A 13,012-nucleotide genomic window follows, 5' to 3' on the forward strand; every position below is an offset into this window, starting at 1 on the left:
CAGGCATCGGCACCGAGGACGCCACGAGTAACGTCAATAGAGCGGTTCACCCTCGATCGGTGGATCGCCCGGAGGAGGGCCTTCGACCACGGGACCTCCAACCGGCCCGTCGCCCACCCCTACGGCGGCACCGCCGACGGGCGGACCGAATATTGGCGCGTCGACCACCGGAGCGCCTTCGACCATCGGCCCGCCGATGGGTTCGTCTCCAACCGGTCCGCCACCAACGTCCGGCCCGTCAATCGGCTCGTCGACTACCGGCCCGCCCCCCGTACCACTATAGTCCTGATCGTCATCCAGATCGAAGTCCTGCGCCCAACCGGCAGCCGACCACGACAGCAAGGCAACAACCAGCAACCTCGAGAGCCCTGTGCGCATATCGCAACCTCCTGCCGCATTGTACCGGGCGCGGCGCCCACACCCCAACCTGAATCGGGAAATCCAGGGCTGCCGCAAAGGCGGTCGCCGCGAACCCTCGCTAGCGCGACAACTCGGGCGGGTCCGGCCGCGGCAAACGGGCCTCGACCGGCAACAGGGGCGGCAGCCTCGGCGGGTCGGCCTGATACCAGTACGCCGTACTCGAGTAGTCGTTGGCCAGTGCGTTGTTGTGCCCGGTCTCGATAGTTACGCGGATCGATCGCTCGAAACGGACCGGGTCCTCGATATGGAACCGGTACATCGAGTTCTTCCCGCCCCAGGGCCAGGCATCAGTGCCACTGTAGACGCTGATACCGTGATAGGGTGCGCTGTACTCCTGCTTCGGGCAGAAGGCGGTACAGAAGTAGTCTTCGGTGCCAGTGCCGTGGAGCCGCGGCGGCCACGGTTCGCCATCGACGAAGATCATGTCGTCGCCCTCGCCGTACCAATCGTTCACCTGCCGCTCGAAGACGTCGACATTCAGGTTGCAACCGACGTAATGGCCACGGCCCGTGACGTCGAGAATGACGTAGTTGTCCTTCCCGGTGAGGTTCGGCTGCAGCCAGGGACCGTTCATCCCCATGCCAATCCCCACCGGCCTCCGCTCGTCGAGCTGATAATCGCCGCGCCCATACCCCATGGCCCGTGCCGTCCCGGCCGTTTGTTCCACCCGGTTCCACCACGCACAAAAGCGCGCCAGGTCGGGATCGGCCTGCGGATGTTCCTCGTAGTCGATGTAGAAGAACAATAGCCTGACGCTCGCCCCCTGGTTCTCGATCTCGAAACGCGCACCGTCCGTAAACGGCATCGGAAACCAGCAGTTGAAGCCTTTGCCGTCCTGCGGGCTCATCTGCAGCGGCAACGACACGAAGTTGCGCCGCAGCCCGAAGCCCACCCCGAAAAAGTCGCCCAACGGCACCTCGATGCCAGGTTGCGGCGCCCCATCCCAGTACGCGCGGAACACAGTCTGCCGCAGTTCGTGCGTTTCCGCCGGCACCGACATCATCGTCATCCAGACGTGCCTTACGCACCCCGGGCCATCGATCTTACCGAGCGACACGCACTCGCCCGGCTGAACCGCCAGGCAATCCAGATTGCCCCCGCTGCGGTCCCAAGACGACAGGCGACGGCTGCGGTAATTCCGCAATCGCGCCAAACCCGCCAGGCTCCCCGATCCGAGATCCATCCTCGCTCCCTCGCGCTGCATATGCCGTGCTCCTTGTCCCGCGCCCCACTGGGGCGTCCCGCGCGGGCCGCTAATCCCGCGCCCTCCGATAACCCTGCCGCACCGCCTCCGCCTCACTCTCGAAGTACACGCGGTTGCGCTCGCTGACGCTCCCGTACGTGCGCTGGCCCGGCAGGTGGTATACGCGGGAGCGGCGATTGCCCATGATCCGCCCCTCGATCGGCGACCCCGCGCGAGCCGCGGCCGCCCACATGCCCCGTCCCGCCGCACGCGCCTCGGCTTCGAGCCGCCGAAACTCGTCTCGATACGCGAACCGGAACCGCGTGTAAGCCCGCGCATAGCCCTGACGCACCAGCTCGCGATTGAAGAACGTACCGTCTTCGAGGAAGACGTAGGCCAGCAACCGCCCGTACGCGTCGATCCGGTCTTCCGGCCGCACCTCCAGACGCACCCGGCGCCCGGTTAGTGCTCGCCGCGTAAACTCGGTCGCCTCGCGACCGAACGGTTCTCCCGGCCGCTCGCCATGCGCGACCTCCGGAGTGTCCACACCAATCAAGCGTACAGTTGTCTGCTGCCACCGGTCGCCGACACGGATTGTGTCGCCATCGATCACGGTCGCGACCGTAGTCCACGAGTCGCCTCTGGCATCGCCTCCTACTAGAAGGAAGCCCGCAACCACCGCCAGCAGCGCACCGAGGGCCGCCGCCAGCGTACCTCTCACGACCGGTTGTCCCACCAGCTTTCCTCCCCGCGCACCATCTCCGTACTCGTCGCAACCGTCAAGCCCGCACCGCCGCGGTCAGTGCATACCGTGGCGGCGCCTTCGACAGGCCCGCGACGGCCACGCTGCCGCCCCCTATTTCCCGGGTAATCCCCGCGGGTGTAGTAGTACGCCTCCCATGCCCGTGCGCGTGCAAATCGCCGGCGTTTCCACCGTTGACGAGGCTCGCGTCATCGAAAGCGCGGGCGGGGATGCTATCGGCCTCACCCTCCGTCTACCCACGGGCGTGCACGACGGCCTTACCGAGGCACGGGCGCGCAGTATCGTTGCCGCGCTGCCGCCGTGCATCACCACCGTTGCAATTACCTACGTGCGTACCGCCCGCGAGGCCATCGACCTCTGCCGCCCGCTTGGTGTCGGCGCGCTGCAGTTACACGGGGAGTTCCCCATCGGCGATCTGCTTATGGTGCGCGCGGCCCTGCCCCACCTGAAGATCATTCGCGCCGTCCATGTTACGGGGCCCGAGGTCATCGCCGCCGCCCGCCGGTTGGAGCAACGCGTCGATGCCCTCATCCTCGACACCTACGACCCGGACACCGGCCGTCACGGTGCCACCGGCAAGACCCACGACTGGTCGATCAGCCGCGCCATTGTCGACGCCGTTCGCGTACCGGTTATGCTTGCCGGCGGCCTCAACCCGGCCAACGTCGCCGCCGCGATCCACGCGGTACGTCCGTGGGGCGTCGACGTTCATACCGGCGTGGAACATCCCGACGGCCGCCGCGACTTCACTCGCATCCGCGACTTCATCGTCCGCGCGAAGATGGCTTGACCTGACACGCGCGCAGAGGTTTACCACCCGCCATGGCTAGAATTCCCTACGTGAACGCCGACACCGCCCCCGAACCGGTCCGCGACCTTCTCGCGCGTCTGCCCGTGCCCCTGAACATCTTCAAGATGATGGCGCACGCGCAAACGAACTTCCGGGCGTGGATACGCCTCGGAGCCTCTATCCTCGGCGAGCAGAAGCTCGACGCCCGCTTGCGCGAACTGGCTATTCTCCGCGTCGCGCAGCTTTCCCCGGCCCGTTACGAATGGGTGCAACACGTGCCCATCGCCCTGTCCACAGGAGCCACGCCGGAACAGATCGACGCGCTCGAACGCGGTGACAGTGACGCTCCATGCTTCACCGACGAGGAAAGGCTCGTCCTCGACTTTACTACCGAGGTCCTGCGCGACGTGCGGGCTTCGGACTCCACGTTCGCCGCCATGGCTCGCCGCTTTTCATCGCAGGAAATCGTCGAGCTGATCCTCGCCATCGGCTTCTATATGACAGTTGCTCGCGTCATGGAGACGACGGATATCGATCTCGAACCGGGCGCCGGGCTGGCGGTGGTCGAGGCACTCAAGCAAGAGCTTTAGCGGCCACTTCCGCCCCCCGGGTGCCCCGCGCGCCGGTCGCCTCAACCGACCAGCGCCACGGTCTTGATCTGTATCCACACCGCGCCGCCCGGCTCGATATCGAGAGCGGCGACGGACCGGCGCGTAATGCGCGCCAGGATGGGCACCTCGCCTACCTGCACGCGGACCAGCATGAGTGCCGGATGAGCGTCGGTGCCGATCGCGAGGACGCGCGCGGGCAGCGTATTGAGGATGCTCGTGGCGACCACGGGTTCGCGCGCGATGCTGACATCGCGCGCCAGAACACGCACGCGCGCGCGCTGTCCGGGCTCGCGGCCGAGATCGCGCACCCACAGCGACCCGCCGGCAAACGCCACCCTGGCGAGGTGCCACTCGGCATCACGCTCTACCACCGTGCAGTCCAGCACCACGCCCGCATCGTCCCCGAGGCGAAGCGGCAGATCGAGGCGAGCCAGCGTTTCGGTCAGCGGCCCGTGTGCCACGTCGCGACCGTCTTCCATGACCACGACGTAGTCGGCGAGGCGCGCCACTTCGTCCGGTGTGTGCGTCACGTAGACGACCGGGATCGCCAGATCGTCGCGCAAGCGTTCGAGGTAAGGTAGAACCTCCTGGCGGCGGGCCAGATCGAGGGCCGCCAATGGTTCGTCCATCAACAACAGCCGAGGGCTGGTGGCCAGCGCGCGCGCGATCGCCACCCGCTGCTGTTCGCCGCCCGAAAGCCGCTCGGGCCTTCTGGCCAGCAGATGTCCTATGCCGAGCAACTCGATGGCATGATCGAGCGACACGCGCCGGTCACCGGCGGCGATGCGCCGCCGGCCGAAATCCAGATTGGCGGCCACCGAAAGGTGCGGGAAGAGCCGCGCCTCCTGGAATACGTAACCCAGCGCTCGGAGATGGGTTGGAACCCGGCGCCGGCCGTCCTGCCAGACTTCGCCGTTGACCGCCAGAAATCCGTGATCGGTCCGCTCCAACCCGGCAATGCAGCGCAGGAGCGTGGTCTTCCCCGAGCCCGAGGCGCCGAAGAGCATGGTAACGCCGTCCCCGGGCAGCTCCAAATCGACGTCCAGCGAGAAGCCGCTGTAGGCGAGACGAAAGCGCGCGCGCACGCTCACGGCCGGCGCCCCGGCTTGAAGACCGACAGCATCAGCAAGACCGCGAACGAGAAGGCCAGCAACCCACCCGCAAGCCAGTGGGCCCGCTCGTATTCGAAAGCCTCGACGTAATTGTACACGCTCATCGACAGCACCCTGGTCTTGCCGGGGATGTTGCCGCCGATCATCAGTACCACGCCGAACTCGCCCACGGTGTGGGCGAAGCCCAGGATCGCGGCGGTAATCACACCCGGCCGCGCCAGGGGCAGAATCACGGAGAAGAACGTGTCCCACGGCGCGGCCCGCAACGTCGCCGCCACCTCGATGGGCCGATCGCCCACCGCCTCAAAGGCCTGCTGCAGCGGCTGCACTACGAACGGCATCGTGTAGATGACCGACGCCACCACCAGACCCGGGAACGTGAACGGCAGCAGTCCCAACCCCATCTCCTCCGTCATGCGGCCGATCGGCCCGTGCGGTCCCATCAGCACCAACAGGTAGAAGCCGAGCACCGTCGGTGGCAGCACCAGCGGCAACGTTACCACGGCAGCGATGGGACCTTTGAGTCGACTATGGGTGCGCGCCAACCACCAGGCAATCGGTGTGCCGACGACCAGGAGAAGCACGGTGCTAACGGTCGCCAACGCAACCGTGATCCTGATCGCCGCGATATCGTCCGCGCTCAGCATTGCCACCACCTCACGGTCCCTCTTCCGACCGGCGGCCCGCGCCCGGACCGCCGAACGCAAAGACGGCTCGCGGACCCGCAGCCGCCCCTCCCGTGTTCGCCGCTACCGTTTCCGCCGCCGGCGCTCCCGCGTCGGTCATTCGTTTACCGCACCGGGTCATAACATGTAACCGAAAGACCTGATGACCGTCCGCGCGGCCTCGCCCTGTAAATACCCGACGAAGGCGTCCACGGCGCGCTTTCCCCTCCCCTTTACTAGTACCGCCGCGTCCTGACGAATCGGCGGATGGAGATCTGCCGGAACGGTCCATGCCGAACCCGCCGTAATGCGGCCATCGGTCTGCACCTGCGACAGCGCCACAAAGCCCAGCTCGCAGTTGCCACTGGCGACGAATTGATACGCCTGGGACACGTTCTCGGCGACCACGAATTTAGGCTGCACCACCGCCAACAGACCGAGCGCCCCGAGCGTGCCGACCGCGGACGCACCGTAGGGCGCCAGCCTGGGGTTGGCGATCGCAAGATGTCGGAAGTTCCCGGCCTTCAACACCGCGCCCCGGTCATCGACGAATCCTGGCTTGGCCGACCACAGGACGAGCACGCCGACGGCGTAGGTGAAACGGCTCCCGGCGATCGCCAGTCCGTCCGCTTCGAGTCTTTCCGGAGTGGCGGCGTCGGCGGCCAGCAGCACGTCGAACGGCGCCCCGTTGCGGATCTGCGCATAGAACTGCCCCGTCGACCCGAACGACGCCACGATCTTGTGCCCGGTTTCCCTCTCGAAACCGGCCGCGAGGCGCCGCATCGGCGCCGCGAAGTTGGAGGCGACGGCCACCGACACATCGTCGGCCCACGCTGCCGACGCACAGATCAACGCGACGATAACCGTAATCCGATGCATCCCGAGATGCTCACCCCACACTTGTGCACGCGGCGCCGGTCCCACTCCATGTCTTCATGCCATTTGCACGGTCGGGGTCACCGTCGGCGGCGGCGACGGTGTCGGCGTGGTCCCGAATCCCGTGATGCGGTTCTCTCCACAGCCACTCCATATCGCCGCCCCAATAGCCAACACGAGGGCAACGACGCCTGCTCGTAGCCTCGTGCGTCGTCCGCTCACCCCAGCGACCCCACGAACGCCGCGTGCCGGTCGAGGACACGCAACACGGTGTCCCGGTCCGCCGCCGGCAACCCGAGCGTTACCCGGTCCACCCCGGCCTTGCGGTAGCACTCGATCGCGTCGGCGTCCGCGGCCGCTCCGAAAATGGTGCACTGCAGCGTGCGCGGATCGCGCCCTCGTTTCTCGGCCCGCGCCCGCACATCGTCGATACCCGCCACGACCGCCTCGGCATTGAGCCCGAGCGGCAGCCAGCCGTCGCAGTAATCGGCAACTCGTTGTCGTACCTGGGCCGAATGGCCCCCGAGCAGAATCGGTGGGTGCGGTTTCTGCGCCGGCTTGGGCCATGACCAGATCTTATCGAAGTCGACAAACCGCCCGTGGTATTCGGCTTCGTCGCGCGCCCATATTTCCTTCATTGCCAGCACCCGCTCCCGCAACAGCTCCCAGCGGGTCTTGAAAGCCGTACCGTGATTGGCCATCTCCTCGGCGTTCCACCCGCCGCCGATCCCGAATATCAACCGCCCGTTCGACAGCGCATCGAGCGTCGCCACCTCTTTTGCGGTGATGATCGGGTCGCGTTGGATGAGCAAACAGATGCCGCTCGCCACCTTGAGCTTCGTGGTCACCGCGGCCGCCATCGTCAGCGCCACGAACAGGTCGTGGGTGTGCCAGTAGTCCTCCGGCAGCGGTCCGCCGCCAGGCCACGGCGACACACGGCTCGCCGGTATATGCGTGTGTTCGGGGAACCACAGCGACTCGAAGCCACGCTCCTCGGCCGCCCGCGCCAGGTCATCGGGGCGTATGGAGTAATCCGTAGCGAACATCATCAGGCCGAACTGCATGCCGCGCTCCTCCTGTGAGGAGCACCTTGGCAAAGCGCACGGGCGAACGCCAGTCAGGTTAGCCCCGATCGGGACGGCGTGGTAAGAAACGGCACCGGCGCCACGCGAGGGCGGCCGTCAAGGAGACGAGATGAGGCATACAGGGTTGTCGTGGCTAACCGCTCCGGCGCTGTCGGCGGTCGCGATCGGGGTCCTTGCGCTACCAGCTGCCGCCGCCGCGGCGACAACGCTTTCGATATCGCACAACAGCGCCCCGGCAGGCGCCTCGGTCGACATGTGTGTCACGCTCACCGGCGGCGAGCGGCGAATCGCGGGCATCCAGGGAAACATCCTGCTGGATGCACGCTGCGCCAACGTCATTCGCGGCTCCGGAGACAGCGCCGAGTGTACCGTGGGACCCGCTGCCGCCCAGAGTGGCAAACAGCTCACCACCGTCATCGGTGGACCGATGTGCGGCAACAGCCCCAACTGCGTGCGCACCCTGCTACTCGCCTTCGACAATACGGATCCGATCGAGGATGGGACCCTGTTCTGCTGCGCCTTCACCATCCCGACCTCGGCGCCCGAAGGCGACTGCGTCTTCCAATTCTCGAAGGTGCGCGGCGGTACCGGTGCCGGCCAGCCCATTTTCGACATCGACACCCGCCCCGGCATCCTCTCCGTCAGCGGCGGTTCCCGCGGATCCTCCCGTCCGGGTAGCGCGGTTGACGGCGGCCTCACCGGCGCACCGCCGGTGGCCGCGGGGGGCGCCGAGCCCGCACCGCCGGGCGCACCGGCTGCGGGTCAATCCGCGCCGGCCGCGCCGGGATCCGCTCCGGCCGCCCCCGTCGGTCAAAGAGCCATCCCGCCCACGCTCGCCGCACCGGTGCCCGAGCACGGCGACCCCGGGCCGACGCCGGCCCCGGTCGCGCCCGAAACCGGAGCTCTGCCGGTTGGCGCAACGCCCGGCGCAGCGCCAACCTTGAGTGGGCCGGCGGCACCCGCCTTGCCCCCACGCACAGCGCCGGCCGCCGGCACCGAGACTCCCGCCGCGGCCGCAACCGCCGGCACCAAACCCACGGCGGCGAGCACCGTGGCCGCCGCCGCGGTCGCAACCCCGACCAAACCCGCACCGACCCGCACGCCGACGGTATCGCTGCCGACGACCACACCCACAACCCCGGGCGGCTGGTTCAGCGGGTGTCACGTGCGGCGCTGACCGCGTCGCCCTTCGTTTACTGGAGGTAACGCGGTGGCTGGGCGCGCGGATGCAGAGGCTTGCGGCTCGCAAAGCCGCCCTCGACGGTGTGGTAGTGCGAGATCTCCTTCTCGCCATACTGCCAACACAGGAGCACCACCTCGCCGTCGATCTCGGCCGGGAAATCGACCAGACCGAGTTCCAGTCCCTTGAACTTACCGCCACAGTCCTCGATCTCGCCGAGCAGAGCTTCCACCTCCGCGATCACCGGCTGCAGGTCCGGCCGCAACTCGACGATCTCGGCCATGGTCAGATCGTCCGCCGGTGCGCCGGTCACCCGCGCCAGCTCCGCCACTCCCTCGCGCAGCACGTGAGTGCCGCGTTGCAGACGTTCCATGATGAGCTCCAGTTTTGGAATCAACGCGTTCGCTTGCCGCACGCTGAAGAGCCGGTCACTCACGCCAGACCTCCCGCCGATTACGGGTTGCGTTATCGAGCGCCCCGGTTCTTGTCAAACTCCACGCACGTATCGGCGAGACCGACGCACGTACCTTGTCGCTCCCACCCACCTGTATTAGATTCCGCGCATGTCTGAGCCTCTCGATTCGAATGTGGGCGGCGACGAGCCCGACGAACAGGACGAGCCCAAGAAGCATCGCTTTCTCGGCTTCGAGGAAGACCTGAGCGACGTCACCGTTCCGGAGGAGCTGCCGATCCTGCCGCTTCGTGGCGTGGTGGTGTTTCCGTCGGCGATCGTGCCGCTGCTCATCTCCCGGGGCAGCTCCCTCAAGGTCGTCGAGGAAGCCCTCGCCGGCGATCGCATGCTCGGACTGATCGCGCAGAAGAACCCGGAGGAAGAAGAGCCCACACCGCAGGCCCTGTATCACCGCGGGGCCGCCGGCCGCATCCTGAAGATGCTCAAGTACCCCGACGGGAGCGTTCGCATCCTCGTCCAGGGACTGCGGCGCATCGAAACGACAGAGTACACGCAGACTACGCCGCGGCACCGAGCCCGCGTGCGCCACCTTGCCGACGTCCTCAACGGCTCCAAGGACCTCGACGCCATGCAGGCGCACATGGTGAACCAGTTCGCCAAGTTCGTGTCGATGATCCCTTACCTGCCGGACGAACTGCAGGTGGTGGTCATGAACATCCGCGACCCCGGCAAGGTGACGGATCTCGTCGCGTCGAACCTCAACATCTCGCTCGAGGAGAAGCAGGAGCTGCTGAGCACTCTCGACGTGCGCCTGCGTCTCGAGAAGCTGTCGCTCATCCTCAACCGCGAAATCGAGTTGCTCGAACTCGGGCACAAGATCCAGTCGCAGGTTCAGTCGGAACTCACCAAGAACCAGAAGGAGTTCTACCTGCGCCAGCAGATGCGCGCCATCCAGAAGGAACTCGGCGAGGGCGACCCGCGCGGTGCCGAGCTCGAAGAGCTGCGGCAAAAGCTGGATGAGGCGAAACTTCCACAGGAGGCGCGTAAGGCGGCCGAAACCGAGCTCGATCGCCTGCGCATCATCCCGCCCGAGTCGGCGGAGCACACCGTCGTCCGCACCTACCTCGAATGGCTGGTTACGCTGCCGTGGGCAGTCTCGACCGAGGACAACCTCGACATCCCGCACGCCCGCGGGATCCTCGACGAAGACCACTACGATCTCGAGAAGATCAAGGATCGCATCCTCGAATTCCTCGCGGTCCGCCAGCTCAAGCGCGACTCGCGCGGTCCGATCCTCTGCTTTGTCGGTCCACCGGGAACCGGGAAGACCTCGCTCGGCCGCTCCATCGCTCGCGCCCTCGGCCGCAAGTTCGTCCGCATGTCCCTCGGCGGCGTCCGCGACGAAGCCGAGATCCGCGGCCATCGGCGAACGTACATCGGCTCTCTCCCCGGTCGCATCATCCAGAACCTGAGACAGGCCGGCTCGAACAATCCGCTCTTCATACTCGACGAAATCGACAAGCTCGGCGCGGATTTCCGCGGCGACCCCGCCTCGGCGCTGCTCGAAGTGCTCGATCCGGAACAGAACAGTACGTTTGTCGATCACTATCTCGACGTACCGTTCGATCTTTCGAAGGTGATGTTCGTCACCACAGCCAATCTGCTCGATCCTATTCCGCCGCCGCTGCGCGACCGCATGGAGGTTATCGAGCTGGCCGGATACACCGAGGAAGAAAAGCTCGAGATCGCCCGCCGCCACCTCATCCCCAAGCAAATGCACGAGAACGGGCTCGCGGCGGGCCAGATCTCCTTTCCAGACGATGGACTCGTACATCTGATCCGCCACTACACTCGCGAGGCCGGCCTCCGTAACATCGAACGCGAGATCGGCAGCCTCTGCCGCAAGGTCGCCCGTCGCGTGACCGAAGGGAAGACGGAACCCGCAATCATGACCCCCGAGCAAATCCACGAGTTGCTCGGACCGGAGCGCTTCTTCTCGGAAATCGCCGAGCGGCTGCAGGATCCCGGTGTCGCGATCGGTCTGGCATGGACGCCGATGGGCGGCGACATCATGTTCATCGAGTCCACCAAGATGGGCGGCAAGAAGGGACTGACCCTCACCGGCCATCTGGGCGAAGTCATGAAGGAGTCGGCGCAGGCGGCGCTGAGTTTCATCCGCGCCCGGGCGGAGCGCCTGGGCATCGCACCCGACTTTTTCGAAAACCTCGACATCCACATACACGTACCGGCGGGCGCCGTACCGAAAGACGGCCCGTCGGCGGGAGTGACGGTGGCGACTTCTCTGGTTTCCCTGCTCACCGGACGGTTCGTACGCCACGACCTGGCCATGACCGGCGAGATCACTTTGCGCGGCAAGGTGCTGGCCGTCGGCGGTATCAAGGAGAAGGTCCTCGGCGCGCATCGCGCCGGGGTCCGCTGCGTGATCCTGCCGAAGCGCAACGAAAAAGACCTCGAGGACGTTCCCAACACGGTCCGCGATCAGATGCAGTTCCTGTTCGTCGATACGATCGAAGAGGTGCTCAAACACGCCCTCGAACCGCAGGCCGGCGGCAGCGAATCCCGGAGCGCCGTCGCGGCATCCTGACCCGGGCGCTCGAGCGACCCGACCGCTTTCCCGACGGCGCCTTCGCCGCCTGTCGGCGGACCCGACCGGCATGGCCGGGTCATCGTCCTTGCGAGTACCGGGGCGATGCGCGATAAAAATAAGGCGGGGCCGATTTATGCCGGAATTGCGGAAAGATCCCATTATGGGGCGATGGGTGATCATTGCCACCGAACGCGCTCGTCGTCCGGTCGATTTCAGGCGGGTTCAAACCAACCTCCGCGCCGCCGAGTGCGACTTCTGCGCCGGCAACGAGGCGCAGACGCCCGCGGAAGTGCTGGCATTCAGGAGCAACGGCAGTCGCGCCAACGCCCCGGGCTGGAGCGTGCGCGTTATCTCCAACAAGTTTCCCGCGCTGCGCATCGAAGGGGAAATCGGCCGCCGGGGCGACGGCATCTTCGATCTCATGAACGGCGTCGGAGCGCACGAGGTGATCATCGAGACCCCGGACCACCAGGTGGATCTGGGCGAGCTCAGCGTGGAGCAAATCGAGGATGTGCTGTGGTCGTACCACGATCGCGTGCACGATCTAAAGAAGGACGTTCGCTTCCGCTACATTCTGATATTCAAGAACGTCGGGGCCGAAGCGGGTGCCAGCGTCGAACACACGCATTCGCAGCTTATCGCGTTGCCGATCGTACCGCTGAACGTCGCCGAGGAGCTGCAGGGTGCCCATCAGTATTACCGTTACAAGGAACGCTGCGTCTATTGCGATCTCATCCTGCAGGAGCTGGACGACGGCCGCCGTCTGGTCGCCGAAAACGACGACTTCGTCACCCTCTGCCCGTTCGCACCGCGCTTCCCCATGGAGGCCTGGATTCTCCCCAGGCGCCACAGCCCCCGCTTCGAGGAAGCCACCAAGCACGAATACCGCAACCTCGCCCGTGCCGTGCAGGAGATCCTCCGTCGCCTCAACCGTGTGCTGACGGCGCCGCCTTACAACTACGTGATCCATTCCTCGCCGGTAAACGACGCCGACCATACCTACTACCACTGGCACATCGAGATCATGCCCAAGCTCACGCAGGTGGCCGGTTTCGAGTGGGGCACCGGCTTCTACATCAACCCCGTACCGCCCGAAGACGCCGCGGCGCTGTTGCGAGACGCCACCCCCTGAAGGGTGCCGCGCCCGCCTGATCGATCGTCGTGTCGAGCGTCCTTAGCGCCCCGGCCCGGGCTGTCGGAAACGCGGCAGTATTCGTCGGGCATCTCGTCCCCTCACCTCGTCGCCCCGAAGAAAGGCCGCACCCGGGCACGATGTGTCGCTGGATTTGCACGATCGATTCCGTGCC

Annotated in this window: 12 protein-coding genes and 1 pseudogene; 5 read left to right on the forward strand and 8 right to left on the reverse strand. The window is 66.2% G+C overall.

Annotated elements, in window-relative coordinates; all coding sequences use genetic code 11:
* Positions 1-33: 33 nt before the first annotated feature.
* The 3 genes from L6Q96_13480 to L6Q96_13490 all read right to left on the reverse strand — a co-directional run bounded on the left by L6Q96_13480 (position 34) and on the right by L6Q96_13490 (position 2,339).
* A complete protein-coding gene (locus L6Q96_13480) occupies positions 34-378 on the reverse strand; it encodes a hypothetical protein (GenBank protein ID MCK6555571.1) in 345 nt (114 codons plus the stop codon).
* 100 nt (positions 379-478) lie between these two features.
* Positions 479-1,624: a DUF2961 domain-containing protein gene (locus L6Q96_13485; protein MCK6555572.1), complete on the reverse strand. Its 1,146-nt coding sequence runs from the start codon at positions 1,622-1,624 to the stop codon at positions 479-481.
* A gap of 49 nt (positions 1,625-1,673) precedes the next feature.
* Positions 1,674-2,339: a thermonuclease family protein gene (locus L6Q96_13490; GenBank protein ID MCK6555573.1), complete on the reverse strand. Its 666-nt coding sequence runs from the start codon at positions 2,337-2,339 to the stop codon at positions 1,674-1,676.
* 163 nt (positions 2,340-2,502) lie between these two features.
* On the opposite strand from L6Q96_13490, the gene L6Q96_13495 reads away from it, so the two are divergent.
* Both L6Q96_13495 and L6Q96_13500 read left to right on the forward strand, forming a co-directional pair.
* A complete protein-coding gene (locus L6Q96_13495; GenBank protein MCK6555574.1) occupies positions 2,503-3,156 on the forward strand; it encodes a phosphoribosylanthranilate isomerase in 654 nt (217 codons plus the stop codon).
* Positions 3,157-3,188: 32 nt separating this feature from the next.
* Positions 3,189-3,746: a carboxymuconolactone decarboxylase family protein gene (locus tag L6Q96_13500; protein MCK6555575.1), complete on the forward strand. Its 558-nt coding sequence runs from the start codon at positions 3,189-3,191 to the stop codon at positions 3,744-3,746.
* Between the two features lie 41 nt (positions 3,747-3,787).
* Here the strand turns inward: L6Q96_13500 and modC are convergent, their stop codons facing one another.
* The 4 genes from modC to L6Q96_13520 form a co-directional block, all read right to left on the reverse strand.
* The gene (gene modC, locus L6Q96_13505) at positions 3,788-4,858 is read right to left on the reverse strand and encodes a molybdenum ABC transporter ATP-binding protein (GenBank protein ID MCK6555576.1); all 1,071 of its coding nucleotides are present in this window, start codon (positions 4,856-4,858) and stop codon (positions 3,788-3,790) included.
* Positions 4,855-5,526, reverse strand: coding sequence for a molybdate ABC transporter permease subunit (gene modB, locus L6Q96_13510; GenBank protein MCK6555577.1), 672 nt, complete (start codon positions 5,524-5,526; stop codon positions 4,855-4,857). The genes modC and modB overlap by 4 nt, the downstream gene beginning before the upstream one ends.
* 156 nt (positions 5,527-5,682) lie before the next feature.
* Entirely contained in the window at positions 5,683-6,423 is a 741-nt protein-coding gene (gene modA / locus L6Q96_13515; GenBank protein MCK6555578.1) for a molybdate ABC transporter substrate-binding protein, read from the reverse strand.
* Between the two features lie 215 nt (positions 6,424-6,638).
* Positions 6,639-7,484 carry an LLM class F420-dependent oxidoreductase gene (locus L6Q96_13520; protein MCK6555579.1) on the reverse strand — a complete coding sequence of 282 codons (846 nt, stop codon included), beginning with the start codon at positions 7,482-7,484 and terminating at the stop codon, positions 6,639-6,641.
* An 883-nt stretch (positions 7,485-8,367) separates the two neighbouring features.
* Between L6Q96_13520 and L6Q96_13525 the strand changes: the two are divergent.
* Positions 8,368-8,466 (forward strand): annotated as a pseudogene (locus tag L6Q96_13525) (cutinase family protein).
* A 232-nt stretch (positions 8,467-8,698) separates the two neighbouring features.
* Here the strand turns inward: L6Q96_13525 and L6Q96_13530 are convergent.
* Positions 8,699-9,121, reverse strand: coding sequence for a DUF2203 domain-containing protein (locus L6Q96_13530; protein ID MCK6555580.1), 423 nt, complete (start codon positions 9,119-9,121; stop codon positions 8,699-8,701).
* Between the two features lie 127 nt (positions 9,122-9,248).
* On the opposite strand from L6Q96_13530, the gene lon reads away from it, so the two are divergent.
* Both lon and galT read left to right on the forward strand, forming a co-directional pair.
* The gene (gene lon, locus L6Q96_13535) at positions 9,249-11,702 is read left to right on the forward strand and encodes an endopeptidase La (GenBank protein ID MCK6555581.1); all 2,454 of its coding nucleotides are present in this window, start codon (positions 9,249-9,251) and stop codon (positions 11,700-11,702) included.
* Between the two features lie 136 nt (positions 11,703-11,838).
* Positions 11,839-12,837 carry a galactose-1-phosphate uridylyltransferase gene (gene galT / locus L6Q96_13540; GenBank protein ID MCK6555582.1) on the forward strand — a complete coding sequence of 333 codons (999 nt, stop codon included), beginning with the start codon at positions 11,839-11,841 and terminating at the stop codon, positions 12,835-12,837.
* Positions 12,838-13,012 lie beyond the last annotated feature (175 nt).

Source organism: Candidatus Binatia bacterium (genome assembly GCA_023150935.1).
Lineage (GTDB): Bacteria > Desulfobacterota > Binatia > HRBIN30 > HRBIN30 > JAKLJW01.

What these genes read in the sequence shown, in the direction of transcription:
- L6Q96_13480 (MCK6555571.1), bottom strand. Translation starts at nt 378, where the DNA reads ATGCGCACAGGGCTCTCGAGGTTGCTGGTTGTTGCCTTGCTGTCGTGG.
- L6Q96_13485 (MCK6555572.1), bottom strand. Translation starts at nt 1,624, where the DNA reads ATGCAGCGCGAGGGAGCGAGGATGGATCTCGGATCGGGGAGCCTGGCG.
- L6Q96_13495 (MCK6555574.1), top strand. Translation starts at nt 2,503, where the DNA reads ATGCCCGTGCGCGTGCAAATCGCCGGCGTTTCCACCGTTGACGAGGCT.
- L6Q96_13500 (MCK6555575.1), top strand. Translation starts at nt 3,189, where the DNA reads ATGGCTAGAATTCCCTACGTGAACGCCGACACCGCCCCCGAACCGGTC.
- modB (MCK6555577.1), bottom strand. Translation starts at nt 5,526, where the DNA reads ATGCTGAGCGCGGACGATATCGCGGCGATCAGGATCACGGTTGCGTTG.
- modA (MCK6555578.1), bottom strand. Translation starts at nt 6,423, where the DNA reads ATGCATCGGATTACGGTTATCGTCGCGTTGATCTGTGCGTCGGCAGCG.
- L6Q96_13520 (MCK6555579.1), bottom strand. Translation starts at nt 7,484, where the DNA reads ATGCAGTTCGGCCTGATGATGTTCGCTACGGATTACTCCATACGCCCC.
- lon (MCK6555581.1), top strand. Translation starts at nt 9,249, where the DNA reads ATGTCTGAGCCTCTCGATTCGAATGTGGGCGGCGACGAGCCCGACGAA.
- galT (MCK6555582.1), top strand. Translation starts at nt 11,839, where the DNA reads ATGCCGGAATTGCGGAAAGATCCCATTATGGGGCGATGGGTGATCATT.